General features: G+C 59.6%; 15 protein-coding genes and 2 pseudogenes. 5 read left to right on the forward strand and 12 right to left on the reverse strand.

Annotated features, from left to right (window positions below):
* The first annotated feature begins 1 nt into the window (after position 1).
* Positions 2–1,417: an NAD(P)/FAD-dependent oxidoreductase gene (locus tag P6U29_RS31180; RefSeq protein ID WP_407114174.1), complete on the forward strand. Its 1,416-nt coding sequence runs from the start codon at positions 2–4 to the stop codon at positions 1,415–1,417.
* A gap of 188 nt (positions 1,418–1,605) precedes the next feature.
* On the opposite strand, the gene P6U29_RS31185 is transcribed toward P6U29_RS31180, so the two are convergent.
* Positions 1,606–1,875 carry an AbrB/MazE/SpoVT family DNA-binding domain-containing protein gene (locus P6U29_RS31185; RefSeq protein WP_407114175.1) on the reverse strand — a complete coding sequence of 90 codons (270 nt, stop codon included), beginning with the start codon at positions 1,873–1,875 and terminating at the stop codon, positions 1,606–1,608.
* Between the two features lie 596 nt (positions 1,876–2,471).
* Between P6U29_RS31185 and P6U29_RS31190 the strand changes: the two genes are divergently transcribed.
* Together P6U29_RS31190 and P6U29_RS31195 are read left to right on the forward strand one after the other, a co-directional pair.
* Entirely contained in the window at positions 2,472–3,821 is a 1,350-nt protein-coding gene (locus P6U29_RS31190; protein ID WP_407114176.1) for a S8 family peptidase, read from the forward strand.
* Between the two features lie 24 nt (positions 3,822–3,845).
* Positions 3,846–4,073 (forward strand): hypothetical protein, encoded by a 228-nt coding sequence (locus P6U29_RS31195; RefSeq protein WP_407114177.1) that lies wholly within the window; start codon positions 3,846–3,848, stop codon positions 4,071–4,073.
* Between the two features lie 469 nt (positions 4,074–4,542).
* Here the strand turns inward: P6U29_RS31195 and P6U29_RS31200 are convergent, their stop codons facing one another.
* The 5 genes and pseudogenes from P6U29_RS31200 to P6U29_RS31220 all read right to left on the reverse strand — a co-directional run bounded on the left by P6U29_RS31200 (position 4,543) and on the right by P6U29_RS31220 (position 8,773).
* Complete coding sequence (locus P6U29_RS31200; protein ID WP_407114178.1) at positions 4,543–4,893, reverse strand: hypothetical protein; 351 nt, start codon at positions 4,891–4,893, stop codon at positions 4,543–4,545.
* 95 nt (positions 4,894–4,988) lie between these two features.
* Positions 4,989–5,927, reverse strand: a pseudogene (locus tag P6U29_RS31205) (IS630 family transposase).
* An 87-nt stretch (positions 5,928–6,014) separates the two neighbouring features.
* A complete protein-coding gene (locus P6U29_RS31210) occupies positions 6,015–6,944 on the reverse strand; it encodes a hypothetical protein (protein WP_407114179.1) in 930 nt (309 codons plus the stop codon).
* Between the two features lie 76 nt (positions 6,945–7,020).
* Complete coding sequence (locus tag P6U29_RS31215; protein ID WP_407114180.1) at positions 7,021–7,932, reverse strand: nucleotidyl transferase AbiEii/AbiGii toxin family protein; 912 nt, start codon at positions 7,930–7,932, stop codon at positions 7,021–7,023.
* Entirely contained in the window at positions 7,919–8,773 is an 855-nt protein-coding gene (locus P6U29_RS31220) for a type IV toxin-antitoxin system AbiEi family antitoxin domain-containing protein (protein ID WP_407114181.1), read from the reverse strand. The genes P6U29_RS31215 and P6U29_RS31220 overlap by 14 nt, the downstream gene beginning before the upstream one ends.
* 307 nt (positions 8,774–9,080) lie before the next feature.
* On the opposite strand from P6U29_RS31220, the gene P6U29_RS31225 reads away from it, so the two are divergent.
* Complete coding sequence (locus P6U29_RS31225) at positions 9,081–9,611, forward strand: nucleotidyl transferase AbiEii/AbiGii toxin family protein (protein WP_407114182.1); 531 nt, start codon at positions 9,081–9,083, stop codon at positions 9,609–9,611.
* Positions 9,612–10,536: 925 nt separating this feature from the next.
* Here P6U29_RS31225 and P6U29_RS31230 read toward each other — a convergent pair.
* Both P6U29_RS31230 and P6U29_RS31235 read right to left on the reverse strand, forming a co-directional pair.
* On the reverse strand, positions 10,537–13,863 hold the full coding sequence (locus P6U29_RS31230; RefSeq protein WP_407114183.1) for an AAA family ATPase: 3,327 nt from the start codon (positions 13,861–13,863) through the stop codon (positions 10,537–10,539).
* A 45-nt stretch (positions 13,864–13,908) separates the two neighbouring features.
* Positions 13,909–15,351 carry an FAD-binding oxidoreductase gene (locus tag P6U29_RS31235; protein ID WP_407114184.1) on the reverse strand — a complete coding sequence of 481 codons (1,443 nt, stop codon included), beginning with the start codon at positions 15,349–15,351 and terminating at the stop codon, positions 13,909–13,911.
* Between the two features lie 632 nt (positions 15,352–15,983).
* On the opposite strand from P6U29_RS31235, the pseudogene P6U29_RS31240 reads away from it, so the two are divergent.
* A pseudogene (locus P6U29_RS31240) lies at positions 15,984–16,086 on the forward strand (SOS response-associated peptidase); the annotation flags it as partial.
* A 95-nt stretch (positions 16,087–16,181) separates the two neighbouring features.
* Here the strand turns inward: P6U29_RS31240 and P6U29_RS31245 are convergent.
* From P6U29_RS31245 to P6U29_RS31260, 4 genes are all read right to left on the reverse strand, one after another.
* Positions 16,182–16,475 carry a hypothetical protein gene (locus tag P6U29_RS31245; RefSeq protein WP_407119606.1) on the reverse strand — a complete coding sequence of 98 codons (294 nt, stop codon included), beginning with the start codon at positions 16,473–16,475 and terminating at the stop codon, positions 16,182–16,184.
* 136 nt (positions 16,476–16,611) lie between these two features.
* Positions 16,612–17,400 carry a uridine kinase gene (locus tag P6U29_RS31250; protein ID WP_407114185.1) on the reverse strand — a complete coding sequence of 263 codons (789 nt, stop codon included), beginning with the start codon at positions 17,398–17,400 and terminating at the stop codon, positions 16,612–16,614.
* Between the two features lie 77 nt (positions 17,401–17,477).
* Positions 17,478–18,290 carry a uridine kinase gene (locus P6U29_RS31255; protein ID WP_407114186.1) on the reverse strand — a complete coding sequence of 271 codons (813 nt, stop codon included), beginning with the start codon at positions 18,288–18,290 and terminating at the stop codon, positions 17,478–17,480.
* 55 nt (positions 18,291–18,345) lie between these two features.
* Positions 18,346–20,412 (reverse strand): WD40 repeat domain-containing protein, encoded by a 2,067-nt coding sequence (locus P6U29_RS31260; RefSeq protein WP_407114187.1) that lies wholly within the window; start codon positions 20,410–20,412, stop codon positions 18,346–18,348.
* Positions 20,413–20,452 lie beyond the last annotated feature (40 nt).

Below are 20,452 nucleotides of genomic sequence, written 5' to 3' on the forward strand. Positions count from 1 at the left end.
CATGGAATTTGCCGCCGAGCATGATGTCGTGATCCTGGGCGCGGGGCCGGCGGGAGCCTCGGCCGCCATCCGGCTGGCGCAAATGGGCCTGGACGTCGGGCTGGTCGAGCGCCTTCACTTTCCACGCAGCCATGTCGGCATTTGCATATCGGATGAAACGGTCGCACTGATCGATTACCTCGGCCTTGGCCGCGCGTTCGACAGCGCGCAATTCTGGCGGCGGCATCTCACGGCCGTGCGGTGGGGAGACCCAGAGGCAAGACTCGTTCCGCAACAGGGATACCATGTGGATCGCGCCGTGCTCGACGAACTCATGTTGGGCCGATCACGTTCGGTGGGCGTGAGGATTTATCAGCCGGTCCAGATCCAGGAGGTGAAGCGGCTGGAGGATTTTGGCTGGGGCGTAACGATCGTCGCGAACGAACGACGACAGCGCCTGAAGGCGCAATTCATCGTCGATGCAGCCGGACGGCGCCCGGCCATATCAGGCGCTCGCATCAAGGATGGTCCGCCGCTGGTATCGATCCATGCGAACTGGGCGCTTACAGGGATTATCGCGTTCGACGGATTGATCGAAGCCGGGAAGGATGCCTGGCTCTGGTACGCCCAGACGGCGCACAATCAGGCGGTAATATCTGTCTTCTGCGATCCGCGCAGCCTCAGAGCAGGCAAGGCAGACGGCATGCAAGCGCAGTACGCCGGCGTGCTCCGGCAATTCCGCGCGTTGCGGCCGGAGCAATTGGGAGAACAAAGTTCCACTCCGCAAGTCTGCGATGCCACCAGTCACCACGCCGAGGATCCCGTCGGCGATGGTTACATCCGGCTCGGGGATGCGTGTTTCAGCGTCGACCCGCTGTCGTCCCAAGGCGTCCATCTGGCGTTACAGTCCGGCCTGCAAGGCTCAATTGTCGTCAACACCATCCTGCGAAAGCCGGAAAACACCGAAGCAGCCCGGCAGTTCTTTTTCATGCGCACCGGCGAACGGATCGGTCGTTACACAGACAGGACGAAGCAGGAATATGCGCGAGTCGCGGCCATCTACCCGAACGCATTCTGGCGCGCGCGAGCGGGCGATGCCTCCGCAGCAATGGCCGTAGCCGGCCCCGATTCATCCGTGGACTCACCACCGCGCGCAGCATCCGACCAGGTCGCCGTGTCGCCCCATGTCTCGCTCGGCGCAGCGCCTGTGATCGATGGCGTCTTCGTGCAGGTCCGGCAGGTCGTCAGGCACCCCAATATCGACGGTGACGTTGCTTACGTCGAGGGCGCCGATCTGGCTCGCTTGCTTTCAGCTCTGCCGCAGCGGTTCGCGTATTGCGACATTCCGAAAATCTGGCGAGACCACGTTTCGTCGGTTACCGGCCACAGGATCGCGTCATGGCTATGGAGCAAGCACGTCCTCGTGCGCGCAGTCTGAGATCCCCGGAAGTCCTCCGGCTGGGCTAATGCCGATGGCGAGAGTATTTTTCGCCGCGTTGATGTCAGCGTCGAAGAGCGATCCACAGTTGGTACAGACGAAGTGCGTCGGCTGTCATTGTTGTCGATCAGTCTGCGTGCCCGGTAGCCTGTCCGGCACGGTCGCCCACCAGACAGCGGATGACAGGACTAGGATCGATTGTGAGTATGCCGCCTTTTCGCCTGGCCGGCGATCCCCGCCTGCATATCCGCGATCGACTTTGCCGGCCTCGTGTAGGATAGGGAGCTCGGCCGGGTGGGCGGAAAGGCGGGCCTCGCCTTCAGCAATACGCCCTCGGGTGCATCTTCCATGATCAGTTCCGTTCCGGCAAACCAGTGCCGCTGTTCCCGGATCGCCTTGGGCAGTATCACCTGGCCCGTGGTCGAGACAGTAGTGGTCAGCATCTGCTTGGCGGACATGGCGGCTTCATCCTACGACGAAGTAAAATACTCCCGACCAACAACAAGCAGAGCAAGCTCGACAGAGTGAAACGAGCAGCCTTACTTCCGAAAGGCTGTCCATCCCAACCGCAGCAGCGATCACTCAGGAGGCAGTTGCACATCGCTTCAGCGTGTATTATATTGCGACACATCATTGAGATTGTGCATCGCGGAAAAGCCCCAAGGCTCCGCCCGATTACGAATTGCATATCGAAGTTTCCGGCTAACGAAATAGCGTACCTTTTCGGCGGGCCAGAGAGGAACGGCTATGAAACGCCTCCGAGTTATCGGATCGTTCCTCGCGACGACCTGCAACACAGCTGCAGGCCAGCAGAATACAACAATTATCGGATATTCGATGTGCGATGCATCGGTTGCAGCCGCCATATCAGCGGAAATGTTTATTGTCACACGCAATGAAAACAAGGTCTTGCGTCTCAAGAATTGCAAGAAAGTCGACCGGAAAGCGCAAAGCTTTAGAGCAATGTCTCCGATCCTTCCCTAGGTAGAGCCACTACTCTTTAGCCTTCGATTTGGGCCGATAAGACGAAGTCCATTCACATTAGGAGGGATTTATGGCTAAGCGATCGACACGCCGAACTTACGGTGAGCAAGCTGAAGGTACGCCACGCCTCGGCACCGTGGTGCGGTTTACGCCGCAGGCGGCCCGCGCGGGTGTCAGACAACTCGAAGGAAGTGGTTTTCGCGTGGCATCATCGAAGGATTTCCGCTCAGCTAACGCAGTGCCAAATGATTTTGATGGCGCTGATGTACAGTACTTCGAGCGCTTCGGAATCGCCATCGTCAGGCGCGACGGCGAACGGTTGAGGCCCATGGTCGAAAAGGCCATGCAGCAGAAAACCGTAAGCGCCGTTCGGCCCGAGCGGACGTATCGCGCTCTTGGTGCGGCCGGAATGCAACGCGCCGAGATTGCGCAAGCGTCATCCGCTGGCGTCGCTACATTGGATCAGGATTACCTGCGGGGCTACCGCGATGGCATTAACGAACTGGTTGATCGCCTGCTGGGCAGTGACGTGGTGGAGGGCGAGCGGGCGGCCGTGCCGCGCGTTGACGAGACAACGGCCACATGGGGACTGCAAGCGACCAGGGTCATTGGCAGCAGTTTGACGGGCGCCGGCATCAGGGTCGCGGTACTCGACACCGGCTTCGATCACACTCACCAGGATTTCGTCGGTCGTGCCGTCACCAAGAAGCTGTTTGCGAGCCGCAGTAGCGAGGATGATATGGTCGGCCATGGCACACACTGCATTGGTACCGCTTGCGGTCCGATGCGTCCGACCACGGGCCCGCGCTACGGCATCGCCTACGAAGCGGAAATCTACGCGGGAAAAGTCCTAGGTGATGACGGCTTCGGCACCGATCGCTCGATCATCGCGGGCATGGAATGGGCGCTGGATCAGAACTGCCAAATCATTTCGATGTCGCTCGGCGCCGCGACGCGACTTGGAGACCAGCCAAGCGACGATTACGAGCAGATCGGACAGGTCTGTCTTGACGCAGGGACACTGGTGATCGCTGCCGCCGGCAACGAAAGCACACGTCCGCAGCGGATCGCCCCACTCGGTTCGCCGGCGAATGCGTCCACGATTATGGCGGTGGCGGCCGTGGATAATACCTTCCGCATCGCCTCGTTCTCGTGCGGTGGAATGAACCCCAACCAGGAGGTGGACATTGCCGCACCTGGTGTTGCCATACTTTCGAGCTTACCTGGCAATAAGTATGATCGCTGGGATGGAACCAGCATGGCGACACCCCACGTAAGTGGGATTGCAGCTTTAATTGCGCAGTCCAATAATGCATTTCGAGGCTGGGCGTTATGGGCGCGCCTGCTCCAGATCTCCAGGCCGCTGCGGTTTCCGCCGCGTGACATTGGTAAAGGATTTGCCCAGGCGCCACCTTCGTGAGCCGCAAATCTAGGCGATGTATGCATGGTCGAAAAAGTTGACGTCACGATCCGAATAGAGAAGTCGGAACAAAATCGAATGGACGAGATCGTCGACGCCCTCAAGGTGAGCGGGCTCGGCGACGTCGAAAGCCATAAGCGGTTTATGATTGTCAACGGTAGCGTCAACGCGGATGGCCTTGACGAACTCCGCAAAGTGAAGGGCGTTGCGTCGGTTCATCAAGACAGCACCTATAAGACGCAGAAGTGCTGAGAAGCACCGCGTTGCGCTTCCCCCATGTTCGGGCTGCTCGACCACAAGTCGTGACGTAGCTGGAGATTTCGGTGCTCAGCGACGTCGGCGCCATTCGCGAATGCGAGCAGCACGGCTGGATGTAGCACCGCGCCGATCCGCAAGCCCGCGGAGCGCATTCCAGATCGCTCGGACGGATCCGCTGGCCGGCACGTTCATCGAAATGGCTGCTGCCGAGTTCGGCAAGGCGCTGGACTCGATCAGCGATACCTGCCGTTTTCCCGTCGGCGGATTGAAGCCGAACTTGGCACCGTTCTGAACGTCTGCACCGGTTTTGCCGACTCTGAAGAGCCGGCCTGAGCAGCGGCAAATTCGGCCACTCGCAGGGAGGCCGCATCCTCGCACTGAACTCCGTAAATGAAACTTTCGGATACGGCGCGTGGGTCCCGTCCTGTAGGACCCCAAGGTGACGGAGATTCTCGGCGGTCAGTTATGTGGAAGGATATCCGTCGAACTCAGTAGTGCAGCGGAAAAGACCGTCATCCTGAACATCAACCGTCATGCGACCGGTCGCGGCCGTGCCAGGGGCGACCTCTTCCCAATGCGTGGTGAACATCAGATCGTTGCGGCCATACTCCTCCTTCTCATAAGCTACCGTTTCCGCGGGCTCATGCGCCCGGCTCTCACCAATGGTCGTATAAACGTCGTCGGTCAGCTTTTTGAAGGTCGGCAAGCCGACACCAAGGGAGACGCCCGCCCCGCAAAGGAAGATGACGTCACCATCACTCACAGACCGAATGAGATCGTGGGGAATATCAGCGCTATTTGGAAGAAATTTCATGTGAAGATTTGGGTGAATCTTTCGTCACTCTACCGCGTAATCCCGAACAAGGTATCAGAAGGGCTTAGGACAGCACTCTCTAGAGCGAGTTGCGATCAAAACGGATTGTACCCGCAATGGCGGATGTAATTAGCGCATTCTTCGGGGGTAAAGAGGCTCAGAGAGCGGCCGATGAGATCCCAGAGTGCGTCGACGGTTCTTGCCTGGGCTTGTCGCAACAGTTCTTTGAGTTTGGCGAAGGCCATCTCGATCGGATTGAGATCAGGACTGTAGGGCGGCAGGAACAGGAGGCTCGCGCCGGCGTCGGCGATGAGACGCCCAGCCGCCTCATTCTTATGGCTCGACAGGTTGTCGAGGATCACTGTGTCGCCGGCGCGCAGTACCGGAACGAGGATTTGCTCGACGTAGGCGAAGAAGCACTCGGCGTTGATAGGCCCATCGAGCACAAAGGGCGCGATCAGCCCCTCGCGGGTCAGGCCGGCAAGGAACGTCGTCGTCTTCCAATGTTCGTGCGGCGCATGGCCCAGGGCACGTTCGCCGACCCCAGCCCAGCGTAACGACGCGTCATCGCCGTCGTCGTCCAGGTCTCGTCGAGGAAGATGAGCCGACCGCCAAGGCTGGGTTGCGCGCACCGCCACGCTTGCCGGCGCTCAACGACGTCGGGACGATCCTGCTCGCTGGCGTACACGGTTTTTTTTGAAGCTGATGCCCTCACCGGCAAAGAAGCGCGACAGCATCGACTTGTCGGCTTCGACGCCATGCCTGCGAAGCAGTCGCTCGGCGATCGCATCGAGCGTCAGATCGTTCTCCTTGCGCCGAAGTTCCAGCAGCCACTCCCGATGCGGCTTCAGCACCGAGCGCCGGTCCCCGCCGGTCGGCAAAGCCGCCGTGCGCTGCGTTTCCTCAAACGCCTTCACCCAGCGGATCGCGCTTGCGATCCCGACCCGGAATACCCGGGCCGCTTCATTCCGCGAAAGACCATCCTCAACGACGGCCTTGATCACCCGAATGCGAAGAGCCTCTCCATGCGCCATCCCTGCCGGCCTCCTTCCGGCCTCAAGGATGAATCACGGTTCGCTCCCTTTGGGAATCCCTACGATTCAAGTCGACCCCAACTCGCTCTAGCGTATCCAAGGAAGCATTGTGAAAAACGTGCCTGTCGTACGCTTCAGAAGTCCAACATCACAATTGTGCATTCGCCAGACGAAATCCGGCCTTGCCGGGCAGTTCTGAGGAGCGGATTCGAAGAGAGCTTGTTGGAAATCGGCATCATCGGCGCGGCGTTCTGGCTCCTCGATGGTGCGCATGATTTTCGCGACATGAATTGAATGGTGGGTCGATATACCGGCGGTGGAAATCATTGCGCCAAACACGACCTTATCGCCGATCGTCACGGTCATCGCAAAGCCGTGGCGTTGGAGCTTATTTCGCTCGGAATGGTCCCTTCCTTCAGAGCTCGTGCTTGCGCCGCCCAGGATTGACGAGCGCGACCCGGCGCGCATTTCGGCCACTGCCTGTGCCAAGGTTCCGTCATCGAAACTCTTATGGTCACCGACCATGAGGAAGAATGCCGAGCTTCGATCGAACGATACGTAAAGAAGTTCTTTTGTTCGGCGAGCCCAGCCGTTCGAAAGTATCGCATCGCTCAAATGCAGGTGGTGAAATCCATACGCATTCAGAGCATAATCCTTGTCACCCCACTCCACACCGGGACGCCTTCCCTTACTCGCGCGGGAGCGGACATGGCCCGATCGAGCTATATCTTGCGAGAGATACGGCGTCAGGTCCTTGCCCGCGACGATCCGCTCGACATGGGCATTGATGGCTGCCCAATTGTCCAAGGTCCGCTTGTCGCCCAGAAACTTGTCCCAAGTCGTAACTGTGCGGGGCCTTACTGGCACAATGCGATCACGCCAGTTGAGATAGTGGATCAGAAGTGCGGGCAGCGGAAAGGAATGCAGTTCTGAGCGCGCCTCTTTTTCCGTGCATGGAATTTCGTCGGCAAGCCAGCTCTGAAATTCCTTGAGACGAGGTCGATCAAAGTCAATCATGGATAACGGTGTTGAGCATTTGTGTGGACTTCTGCCGTGGTGCGCAACAGAGCAGCAGCTAGAAAGGTCCAGCGAGTTACCGAGCTAATACTTTCTCGAGGTCGGCGACAAGCTGATCGCGCTTTTCCTTAGGGAGCTTGTCAAGATTCTGCTGACGCCATTTGACGGCCGGGAGATTAGCCGCGCCAGGCACGCCGAGGAGATCCCAATCCGGTTGCCCGCGTTCGAACGATACCAGGAGTTTTCGATGACCATCGGGCATCTTGCCGACGATCTCATTGACAAGCTTCTTCCGCGCAGCGATCAGTTCGTCCTTTGAGACGGGCTTGTCTGTCATGCCTTCAAAGCCATGAAGGAACTCGTCGCCGATATCCTTCTGGGATGATGCAAGCACCTCAGACATCGGACGATCGTGACTTAACAGGTAGACGATGAACGCCTTTCGGATCTCATCCGTGATGCCTTCGTTGGCCAGCAGATCGCGAACGTCGAATAGATCGCGCGGATGCTGCCGGTCCAAAGCCGCGACGATTTTTCCGGCATAGAGGTCGGCGAAGGAGACTGTGCGGGCCTCTGCAAACCCAAACTCTTTCTCAACGGCGGGGCGCACCGTGGTGAGAACGGGCTCGAAAACGCATCCGCGCAGCACTGGCGTTACTTCAATTTTGATCTGGACGTTCTGGGAACGAAAGACAAGTTTGACGATGGCCCCCTCTTTTTGGGTCTCGTGGACCTGCGCGCCTGGGATTTTCTCTTTGATCTTGCCGACGATGCGCTTCATCGCCGCGTCGATGTCGGCAAGAGATTCAGCCCGGGGCGCAACAGGAACATAGGTGAGATCGATATCAACCGAGAGGCGTGGCATGTTGCGAACAAACAGATTGATCGCGGTACCACCTTTCAGGGCGAAGCACTTTTCCTCCGTGACGAATGGAAGAACGCGCAGCAGCAGCGCAACCTGTTTCTTGTAAACGTCAGCGAACGCCATCGAGGTCTCCGGGGACGGTTATTTGATAGGTAGGATCGAGGACGCCACCTCTCACGAGCATGCGTTTGCCGTGGCCGAGATCGACGGTTTCCTTGTTAAGCCGCTTGAGCCAGGCATGCTCGTGGCGGTCGGCAAAGTAAAAGAAGAGGCGTTTGACCTTCACGCTTACACAATCTTGCAGGAGCTTTTGCAGGCGATCCGGCCGAAGATTGGCAAGCCCGCCAAGCAGGGCATCGACTTGCTCGAAACTTTCATTGTTGGGCAATTCGTCGAGCAGTTCAAAGACTGCGCGCTCCGGCGTTGATAAGGTCAATGGCCAATCCCACTGGCCCCAATTCAATTGAGCGACGTCCCCTCCGCGAAAGGCCGTGACGTCGAGCATCTTACCCGTTTCGACATTCCAGCGGACGCTGCTTATGCCTTTTGCGACGGGTTCGTTTTTGAAGAGCCGGCGGTCGTTGTGGTAGACGAACTTGACGGGCAGTGGCAGCTTTTGAACCCAGTTGGGTGGTGCCTTTGGTCCATAGAGATGAACGCGCGTCGTCGATTGCGGAAGGTAGTGCGCATAGCCTTGCAATTCGAGCGACGTCCGGCCGCCAACTACGAGCGGCGAATAGTTGAGGATCGTCTGGAGCGATATAACGACCTGTTGCCAACTTAGGGCTCCCCGCGGCCTCCGGAAGACACCACGGGCCGGCTGCTCAAGCCAACCCGACTTCACGTACAGATTTTGAAGCTGGGCGGAGTAGCCTTTTCGCTTAAGCCAGACGGAATCCACCAGCAGGCCCTCGGGAAGGAGCTTAGCGAGTTGGTTTAGAAGTTTTCCTTTTGATACAGTCATACTTGATAAGATAGCATATATGCAAACTAACAGCTAGTTTGAAGAAATTGTCGTAAATCAACGCATAATTGATAAAATGGATACTTCTTAAACCAACCTTAGAAGGAAACCAAGACGATACAAGGCTTTGCTCCCGAACAAATGAGGAACAAAACTACCTAAGCTGATATCGTTACCTCACGCCCGCTTGGGACAGGCCAGCCGGCCCAGGGATCAGGACGACAACGAGGCTCAATGATTAGCGATGCTGAAATCAAGCAGAAGGCCGCTGAGCTGGATATTTCGCCGCAGAACGTTGAGCGAGACTATGTCCACGGCTGGCCCGTTACGCGAAATCTTTGCGCACCAGCGACTTTCAAATCTTTTGGTATTGAAAGGCGGTAATGGCCTTCGCAAAGGATACGTTCCCGGCACTCGATATTCCAAAGACCTGAATTTTTCATGTGAGACTGCGCTCGACGAGAACCAGCTCCACGCTGATTTGACCGACATTCTTGCAGCAGCGAACGCCGGCAGCGGTGTTCAGTTCGTGATAGACCGGACGCGCGTCGCCGAAAAACAATTAAAAATCCCCAGAGTCCAAGCACTGGAAATTCGGGTGTATTTCAAGGGATTTTACGCGGAGGAGAGCGTCACGCTGCGCTCCCATATGAACATCAACGAATTCGAGAAGCCCTACCTGCCCATCCAGACGCGGCCGCTGCTGCATCCCTATTCTGATCAATCGGCATGCTCGGGGCTGATCCGCTGTCAGAAACTCGAAGAGCTCCTGGCGTCAAAACTCACCACTCTTCTCTTCCGGCGCAAGGCCCAGGATTGCGATCAAACAATCGAATAAGCAGACTTAGAGAATGGGAAACCTTCGCAATGAAGGGCTTTTCCCAAAGACTACGAAGGACTTTTGCGGCTGCCGGTGGTCCGATTGTCGTGCACATCCGCTCGGCGGCACATCGGTCAGTAGCGCGATCGCAACTCTAACCTACGCTTTGGCGAACTTACCTGATGTGGCGAGAGAGGCTCATGCCCTTGCGCCCGCGTTGGCCGGCGCCCACGACCAATGGCGTCCAGTCCCGGATTACGATGACCGGCCCTCTGGTCCGATGTTCGCGGCCCCCACCCTGCCCGGCCCTGCGGACGTGGACCCCCTCACCATCGAACCGATAACCGCCGTCGACGATCCCGGACTTGCCGGCCGCATCAAGGCGAATGTGAATGTCCCACGATGGATGAAAGACGTGCTTTAGCGCGGCACTGATCTTGGCCGACGCCCTTCAGAACATACCAAACGCTGCGAGCCGCCCCGGTTTGATTGCATGATATCGTGCGCTAGCGATGTGGCCACGCCTGTTCGACTCACCATCGTGTGCGCGACGGAGAGGCCGTCAATGCACGAGCAGCTGCGTCTAATGAGTGCCGCTAAGACCGCTAAAGGTCAGGATAAGTCATTGAATAAGCTTGCTGGCGCTCCCTAGGGGAATCGAACCCCTGTTTCAGCCTTGAGAGGGTAAGGTCGATCCGCTTGATGTCCTGCGATGGATACCTTACGGAGGTCACGAACGCGATCGAACTCGAACTAAAGTGCAACAAAATCAACAAAGCTGGTCGATAGTCCGCCGCTCATAACGGTATGGTTGCAGGTTCGAGTCCTGCCGGGCCCACCACGTTCGCTACGGCCCACGCGCAAGCCGCGGAATCTGCGGGAGCTCTGTCTCCTCAGACAATGAGGCGGAACCGATCGAGCGCGGTTAATTCGTTAAAGCGCACTACAAGTCTGCCAGCAACTTGCGAGCTTCCACGAGATCGCGCGTTTCCAAACCCTCACTGAACCAGCTGGAGATCGGCACAAGCGCGTCGCGCGCCTGCTGACGCATGCCGCGTGCCGCCTGGAGTCTGGCGCGCGCAACGGTTGCGCGAAGCTCGGGTAGCTTTGCTTCCTGGGCAGCGGCTATTTCAATCGCAGCATCAAACTCTGCGTCCGCTTGACTTTCGGCCTGCTCCCCGGCTGCCTGCAACAGCAGTTCAGCGCGCTCCCGATGAAGTTCGACAACGCACCAGCTCTCGAGACTCGAGTCCGCAATTGCGACCGCCTCGTCAATGAGCCGAAGCCCCGCCATGGCGTTACCCGCCTTGCGATGTAGCGCCGCGAGCAAACCAAGATGGTGCGGAATACGTAGTCCCGCGCTGGTTCGCCGGAAATCCTCAAGTCCAGCATCAAAGTCCGCAAATCCTTCGTCAAACCGGCCGGATTCAGCGATCGCCCAGGCGCGAACAAGGCTGGCCCAGGCGCCATAGTAATCGAAGCGGTACTCGGTGCAGATGTCTCGTGACTCTGCAGCGGCTTTCAGCGCGGCATCGGGCTCTCGCCGGAATTGATAGAGCATCGCCAGATAGTTGAGCGCGAGCGCGATGCTGAATGGATGTGAAATCTCGCGGGCGACGGCGAGCCCTTCCTTAGCAATCTTAAGGCTACGAACGGGATAGCCGAGATGCCAGTCGCAATGGCTCATGTAGGCACGGCAGAATACGCTCATGTCGATTCCGTAAACCTCGGAATAGTAGCGGCCGCGGTGTTCCCCGGCTTGTGCGCTTCTCTCGAGCCGATCGCGTGAGGATTGAAACTGTCCGAGGTGGAACGAGAGCACACCCGCAAGATGATCGGCTTCGGCCTGACGCAGGGGATCACCGCTTCGTTTCGCCAGAACGTCCGTCTCCTTGACCAGCTTTATGACCTCGCGCAGGTTGGCGCGCACGTGATAGACGTGGCCGAGCCCCTTCAAGGCCGCGGAGAGATCATCCTCGCTCTGCAACTCGCGACTGAGCTCCTGGGCGGCCTGGAACGCCGCTTCTGCCTCGCGTGAAGCAAAGCCTTTGGTTGCAATCAGCGGCCCGCCAAGCCCAAGCTGCAGGGCAAGCTCCGAACGCCAGCGTGATGCTCCCTGAGGAAGCGCTTTCGCGCACTCGAGCCCCGATCGCAAATGGGCAATTGCCTCCATATTCGCCGATCGGGCGGCCGCAAGCCGACCTGCCCTCAGCCAGTATGGAATGGCCTTCTCTGCCAATCCTGCCTCACCGAAATGACGGGCGACGAGTTCCGGCTGTGCTTCGCAGAGCTGCGGAAACCGCGCTTCGATCGCTGTGGCAATCCGCGCGTGTAGCTCCTGGCGGCGCCGCTTGAGCAGGCTTTCGTAGGCGGCGTCGCGCACCAGGGCGTGCTTGAAAACATAGGTAGCGGCAGGCGCGAGGCCTCGCCGGAAAACGAGCTCTGCCGCTACCAAGCGGTCAAGCGCCGCTGCGAGCTCCACCTCTTGTATCGACACGACCGCAGCGAGCAACTCATGATCGAACTCGCGGCCGATACAGGCTCCGATCTGGGCGACTTCCTTGACTGGAGCAAGGCGGTCAAGTCGCGCCATCAAGGAATCGTGCAGTGTCGCCGGGATCGCCAGGGACGGGAATGCTCCGGCGAGCACGTAGCGAGCGCCGGTGTAGCGGAGGATCCCGGCTTCTAGAACGGCCTTCGTGAGCTCCTCAGTGAAGAGCGGCACACCCTCGGTCCGCGCCAGTATCTGGTCGAGGACCTCGGAGGGGAGCGCTTTGCCTTCGGTGATCCGATCGACGAGTGCAACCACCTGTGCCTGCGGCAGGCGGTTTAGCATGAGCAACGTGACGTGCGGAAACCCGGTCCATGGCGGTGGAAGTTCCGGGCGGAATGTGGCGACGACCAGCACTGGCAGGTTCTGAAGACGATCCACGATCTGGTCGAACAACTCGCGCGAGGTCGGATCGAGCCAATGCGCGTCTTCAAGCACCATCATCACCGGGCCACGAGCGGCAAGTCGATCGAGCCGAGCCAGGAACGTGCGGAACAGGAGCGTCTTCCTTTGCTGCGGCGACATCTCTGGCTGGGTGCTCGGCCTCTCGGTTGGTATGCCAAGCAGATCGGCAAGAAGCTGGATTGCATCGCTGGACAGGACCTCGCCGTTTTCGCCAAGGAGCAATTCAAGGCGCTTGAGCCGTTTTTCCGCGGCATCTTCAGGTGCGAACCGCGCCTCGCGCTCGAGCTGCGAGATGAAGGGAAAGAGCGGACTGTTCAGGTGATGCGGCGAACAGGCGTAGCTGATGGGCAAGAATTGCTCGGCGTGCAGCCGTTCGCGCAGCGCGAGCACCAATCGTGATTTTCCGATTCCTGGCTCTCCAAAAATCAGGACGACCTGTCCAACCCCTCCTTTGGCAAGCCGCCACCGTGACAACATCAACTCGAGTTCCTCGCCGCGCCCGACGAGCGGCGTGACGTGCGCTCCGTGCAGGGCCTCGAACCTGCTCTCTGCGCTGCCTTCGCCAATGACCCGCCACGCTTGTACGGGCTCGGCAAAGCCCTTGAGCTGAAGGGGACCGAGCTCAACAACTTCGAAGAGATGGCCGATCAGGCGGCGTGTGCTGTCGGCGATCACGACCGCACCAGGCTCCGCAGCCTGTTGCAGACGGGCTGCGAGATTGGGTGTCTCCCCGGTTACCGTTTCCTCCTTGGCAGCGCCTTCCCCAAGCAGATCACCCACCACGACAAGACCGGTGGCGATGCCGATGCGTGCGGCCAGCAGACCTCCTGCACCTGATGACATGCCGCTGACCGCTGTTGCGACGGCAAGTCCCGCCCGGACGGCTTGCTCTGCCGCATCTTCGCTTGCGCGCGGCCAGCCGAAATAGGCCTGCACACCGTCTCCCAAGAATTTCGCGACGTGGCCCTCCAGTCGCGCGATCTCTCCCGCCACCGTGTTCGAGTAGGCCCGCATGACATCGCGCAGTTCCTCGGGATCGAGGCGACGGCTGAGGTCGGTCGAGCCGACGAGGTCGACGAACATGACCGTGAGCTGACGGCGCTCCACCGACGCGGGGAGGCGAGCCGCCGCCTCCACCGGCAGCAGACCGATTGCATCGAGAAGCTTACGCCGGTGGCCGACGGCCTGGACTCCGATTTCCTTGATATCCTCAACCGTCAGGTGGGGCAGGATCTCAAGGTCAATTCCGTTGTCGCGGAATGTCTGCTCATAAGACTGCAAGCCCAGGCTGCGCAGCCATTCTCCGATGTCCAACTTCGTCTCCGTGGCCCCCTCAATACGGATCCCCTCTGTCTCTCGTCAGGCGGCCGGTCGCTGTGCGGCAGACGGCCTGACATTCTGGTTCAGCCGGAACAGGTTGTCGGGGTCGTACTTGGCCTTCAGCGCTGCAAGACGCGCGTAGTTCGGGCCGTAGGCGCCGGCCACGCGATCGGTCTCGTCCTCCGGCATGAAGTTGACGTAGACGCCGCCAGTTGCATGGGGCGCGGCCTCCTTAAAGAGCTTGCGCGCCCAGTCGATCGAATGTTGCTCATCCGCGCGGTCGCGCCATCGCGTGTGAACGTTCATGACAAACTTCGCCTCGCGGTGGGGGAACACCGTGGCGTCGACGGCCACGCGGCTGGTGGCGCCACCAAGCTGACCGATGAAAATCTCGCACTCCCCGGTCGGCAGGCTTGTCGTATGGCTCACCAGCGTATCGAGAAGACTGTCGTTGAGCTCAACGAAATTGTGCGATTTCCAGTAATTATAGGCGCCGGGCGTGAGCAGTGGGTCAAACGCGGTCTGCCAGGCCGCGAAGGGCTGCATGCCGATCACGTCTGCGATCGGCTGTCCGAGCGCGCGCAACGGCTCCAATGCACGCTTGCCCTCGTTCTCATCTCCCGCATAGCAGACGGCGAACGCGACGATCTCATTGCCGTGAACCTCGGCGGGCAGGAACGGCAGCGGCGGCGCCTGCCTGAGCACCACCCACACCGTCAGTTCGTCGGGCGCGTGGGCGGCGACGTCGCGATAGCCCGCGAGCAGCTCCCTCGCCCGCGCAAAGGGATGGACGATGAGTCCGGCCAGAACCATCGGACCAACAGGATGCAAGCGGAACTCGAACGAACTCACCACCCCGAAATTGGCTCCGCCTCCGCGCAGCGCCCAGAACAGGTCGGTCTTCTCGGCGATGTTTGCCCGGACGAGCTCGCCTTCGGCCGTCACCACGTCGGCCGAGATCAGGTTATCGACGGCAAGCCCGAACTTGCGGCTAAGCCACCCGAAGCCGCCGCCCAGCGTCAATCCTGCAACGCCGGTTGTCGAGTTGATCCCGAGCGGGGTCGCAAGGCCGAAAGCTTGCGCCTCCTTGTCGAAGTCGCCAAGCGTTGCCCCCGGGTCCACGCGCGCGGTGCGGTGAAATGGATCAACCCGGACGGAGCGCATCAGCGATAGATCGATCAAGAGCCCGCCGTCACAAACAGCATTGCCCGCGATGTTATGGCCGCCGCCGCGCACAGCGACCAAGAGTCCGTGCTCACGCGCAAGCCGTACGGCACGAATGATGTCTGCGGTCCCTCTGCAGCGCACGACCGCGCCTGGGTGGCGGTCGATCATCGCATTCCAGATCGTGCGTGCTTCATCGTAGCCCGGCTCCTCGGCCAGACAGACGCTACCTCGCAAGGTTTGGCGAAAGGCAGCAATTGCATCGCTTTCGAGCGTAATCGCCCCGCCCTGCAGCGAGGCCAGCCGGATCTCCGTCATGGCATCTCCTCCGTGACTAGCGGTTGGTATTGCGGCAGTCCGCTTTCATGCTCTTGGACAGATCAGCAAGCAGCGACCCACGGCCACAGCTCTTGCAACCTCGAGGGCGCTGGATCGACCCGTTGCATGCTGTTCGACATTGGCGCGGCAGATTTCCGCCCAGAGGTTAGTCCTCTGGCAAAGCGAATGGTTCTGCGACAGAGTGTCTCGCGGATGAGGAACGCTTACTAACCCGCGGGTGAGCTTTCCGTCCCTTGCAAGCGGAACCGAGAAATCCGGTGTGCAGAGGGAACTTCGCGGGTGGAATCAGCTGTCGCCCGCTTTGGTCTGGAAGCGAAAGCCTCAGACACAGACGGCGGACAAGGCTACCGCATCAGTTTCGCACCGGAAACGTCGCGAGCGAAACGCGACGAATGCGATCGAAAGCGAACAAAAACACAGCAAGGACCCGATCGATATTCTGCCGCTCATAACGGTCTGGTTGCAGGTTCGAGTCCTGCCGGGCCCACCAGTTGATCAATGGCTGCTCAGCTGGTTTTCAATTTCGTCGGCCGCAGGGGTACCGCACCAGAAACGCCGAGCGCCGTCGAGGATGCTGGGACCGGCACTCCGTCACCACAAACCAAGCCGCGATCATCGCGCTCTTCCGCGTGATCAATCGCGACGCCGGCAACATGCCACCGATGCCGGGCGTGTTTGCCGGTTATCCGGCGCCGGTGGTCCGCAACGGTGTGTGCAGCGCGGACCACAGGCGCCGTGTCGGCGGTGCCGTGTGCCTTTCAAATCGTGCGGGCCGCGCGAAGCTTATGGCGGCTCAAAAATACCAACGCTCAGGATTTACCATGCTTCTGGCCGCCCTTGCGCTCCCCCTTGTGGGCCCCCTTGTGGCCGCCATGACCAGGACCGGTTCCAGACTTGTCGCCCTTGGCCAGGATCACCTTGCCTCCAAGGGAGCCTTCGTGGCCGCTTCCGGCGACGTCGCCGGGAGCGATTTGGCGCTTTTGGATGGCAGTCGCAGCAGCTCCCGATTGAGGGTCTCCGACCTGCTCACGACCGGCCGTCAACGCCATCACTGCCGTCGGCGCCAAAAAAATGACTGTCAACGCCAGAATCGTTCTCCGCATGACACTCCTCCAGATGGGAAACTCATGGAAACTCCGATGTCGGCCCTAAGTTCCTGACACTTGTCACTCATACGGTGGCTCGCTGCGCTCGAAAGCCTGCTTGAACGGGTTAGCGGCTTTAGACGGCAGTGGCGTCTCAGGACGCGTCCTGGCGTACGATCGTTCCAACGTGTTCACCTCGCAGCGCCGGTTCAAGCAAATGCGGTTTCAACCCATTGATGATCTGAAAGCATTTCACCTGGCGGGCGCAAGCGAGCAGGTCGATCAGCACCCGGTCGAAGGGCAGTGTGGAAATATTCCGCTCCTTCAGCTCGCTGACGGTGATCTCCTTGATGAAATTTGCGTTCGGGTTGGCGTTCGGATCGGCATCGTAAAGCCCGTCGACATCCTTGATCAGCGTGTGCGTGGCACATCCGTAACACTCTGCCAGCAGGAAGGTGCCCGCATCCGTCCGATGCGGCGGGATACGGCCTAAACGCGGCGGATGCTCCCAGATCGAGAACGGCGGATCGCCGTTGCAGATGACGCCCGGAGCTGACTTGATGAAGAACGGCAGCATGTGTCCAAGGATTTCCGGTGGAATTGCCACGACGCCATAGGGAGCGAGCAGCGTCCCGAGCAAGTGGGCATTGCCTAACGCGTCGATGATCCGCAACTGCGCGAGCACTCCGGTTGGCAAGCCAAGATCCATGCCGATCGATGTGACGTGTCGGCTGCGAATACCGCCGCCAAGTCCGATCACGAGCTTGAATTTGTCAAGAGCAGCAGCGAGCGCGTCCACCAGCGGATAAGTCGCCTTGCGCCCGTTATCGATGATGGATCGTCCGCCGATCTTGATAACATGAGCGAATGGCAGCATGCGAACGACCGGCGTTTCGGTCGAGGACATCACCTTCTTGTCGAGAAGACTCTCGCGCATCAGCATTGACTTGACGTGATGACGGCCGTCGGCCGGAATTTCATTAAGCGATGCATCCGATGATGACATGGCACGATCTCCGATCACGCGCTGATAATGGTCCCAACCGCCTCGCCATTGAGCGCGCGGGTAAGGTTGCCTCTTTTTAATCCGTTGATGATCTGCACCGATCGGCGGTGTTTTGCGGTCTTCATCAGTTCGAAGACAGTTCGCTCCAACACGACGTCAACGAGATCGAGTTGTTCAAGCTCCTCAACGGTGATCTTCGGGATAAAGCGCGCGTTGCGATCCTTCTTGGGATCGGCGGTGTAAAGACCATCCTCGTCCTTTACGTATATCATGGAGCGGGCGCCGAGCACTTCACTGATCAGATAGCAACCGGCATCGGTGCGATGAGGCGGGATACGCCCGATCGCCGGATTGGGCTGCCAATACGCATAAGGTGGCATGCCGACGGAAACGCACGCCTGGCGCTCTGCCAAGTATAGCGGCAATTGCGCGAATTGCGCTGGCTCAATTGACGGAATGCCGTGCTTGGCCAAGAGGTAATGAATAATCTTGGCGTTTTGAATGCTCACGAAGAAGCCGAGCACGCTCAAGACGCCCGTTGGCATGCCGAGGTCCAGGCCGACGCTGTAGGCGTGGCGCGCTCGTGTACCGGCACCGGTGCCAATGATCATCTTGTGGCGGGGAAGATTCTCGACGATCTCCTCAACGAGCGGAAACACCGCGGCGCGTCCGCGATCGATGAAGCTCTGGCCGCCGACCTTGACGACGTTGGCATCGGGGAGGATTTGCACGACCGGCTGATTGTCGAGATTCGCCATCATTTCGTCGTCGGTGGGACTCGCGCCCATCAGCGCTATCGTCATTCGGTCCAAGATTTCCTTGTCCATCTCGTCCTCCATTCAACCGGAGCGCCCAGTCGCGCCGCCGAGAAGATCGCTGTATTCAATGTCCTCTTCCCATTGAGGTTTGGCACCCCGCGGACAGTTGGTCTTTGTGTTTACGCAGGCACTGCCCGATATGCTCTTCACCGAGGCACAACCTGTCGATTTCACCCTTGCAGGCGGAGCGCACAGCTCCGCGGCTACCGGCTTCGTTCTGCGTCATTCCATCGTATTTGGACCTTTGCTCAGAGACGCGCGCGGCCGGCTCCTTAGGCACGCTCCAAAGCTTCGCGTTGCGATCCATACCTGCGGTCGCGACCCACCTACCGGCATGCGAGAAGGTTACAAGATGAATCCGCCGTTCGTGCCCGGTGAGCGCGGCTACCTGACTGCGCGTGGCGACGTCCCAGAACCTCACGACGTTGTCTAGCCCGACTGAGACCAGCATTTTGCCGTCAGGCGAGAAAGCACAAGAGCGGACCCAGCGCGTATGGCCCTTGAAAGGCTCGAGCTCTTCGTGGGTCGCGACGTTCCAGAGCTGCACATCATTGCTGGCGCCTGCTGATGCCAGAAGCTTGCCGTCGGGAGAGAATGCCACCGAGTGCACCGGCCCGGTATGCACGTCGATCGTCGCGATCTCGCTCCGGGTAGCAATATCCCAGAGCTTGACGGTGCCATCGATGCTGCCCGATGCGAGGATGCGACTATCGGGAGAGTAAGCCAGCGCCTTGACACCACCAGCATGTCCGATGACTGTGGCGAGCTCCTTTGCGGTCGTGACGTCCCAAATCTTGATCGTTTGATCATATCCTCCGGATGCGATCGTCTTGCCGTCCGGTGCGTAGGCCACAGCGCGAATGATATTGGTGTGCCCGCGTAAGGTCGCAAGTTCCTTGCCGCTCGCCATATCCCAGAGCTTGACCGTCCGGTCATAGGAGCCAGTGGCCAGAATCGTCCCATCAGGTGAGAGCACAAGCGTCACGATCGCGCCTGTGTGACCTTTGAGGATGGCGAGTTTCTTACCGGTCTCGACATCCCACAGCCGAGCCGTGTGGTCGTGGCTGCCGGATATGAGGATCTTGTCGTCCGGCGTGAATGCCACAGCGGTCACGTAGGCGGTATGCCCCGCAAAGGATTCCTGCCCCTCATCTTTCACCCTTTCCGCGGGCGCCTGAATTCCGCGCTTGAGGAGCTCTTCGACGTCCCACAGCCTGGCGAGCGTATCCATTGTGGCGGTCGCCAGCGTCTTGCCGTCGGGCGAGAATGCGACTGCGCGCACGCGGTCACCCGCATCCGGGATGCTCGCCAATTCCTGTCCACTCGCTGCGTCCCAAATCTTGAGGGTATCGTCCTGGCCGCCCGCGGCAACGAGTTTGCCGTCTGGCGAGTACGCGACGGAGAGCACCTCGTTCTCTGAACCATCGAGGATCATGCGTTCGGCGCGTGTGGCGACATCCCAGAGCCGCACTGTCGTGTCCATGCCGCCGGTGACCAGCGTCCTGTCGTCGGGCGAGAACGCGACGCCCCTCACCCCATGCCCGTGCCCCGTCAGGATAGCTTCCTCGCGGCCAGTCGCGACGTCCCAGATCTTGACGGTGTAGTCATTACTGCCTGATGCCAAGTGCTTGCTGTCGTGGCTGAACGCCAGCGATCGAACTGCGCCTTTGTGATTGAGCTGCGCCCGCTCCGTGCCGGTCGCAACATCCCACAGCTTGATTGTGTTATCGTGGCTGCCTGAAGCGACGATCTCGCCATCGGATGAGAACGCCAGCGAGCGGATCATGTTTGTGTGGCCGCAAAATGTAGCGAGCTCCTTTCCGGCAGCCCAATCCCAGAGTTTGACAGTCGAGTCATAACTGCCTGTTGCCAGGACTTTGCCGTCTGGCGAGAAGGCCACAGCCTCGACCGCGGCTTCGTGCCCAATCAGGGTGACCAGCTCTTTGCCGCTTGTCGCATCCCACACCTTCGCAGTGCGATCGTAGCTGGCCGTGGCTATGTATTTTCCCTCGGGCGAGTAGGCCACCGAGGCGAGCGCAAGGGTATGCCCTCTCAGCGTAGCACGCACCTGCGCTTGCCCCGGCGACGCTGTGAGAAGCACGAGCAGGAGTATCGCGACGGCAATCTTCACGTATCGCAGCGCCGGCATAGATCGAACTGCAATCCGACTA

The organism is Bradyrhizobium sp. LMG 9283, from assembly GCF_045571415.1.
GTDB lineage: Bacteria > Pseudomonadota > Alphaproteobacteria > Rhizobiales > Xanthobacteraceae > Bradyrhizobium.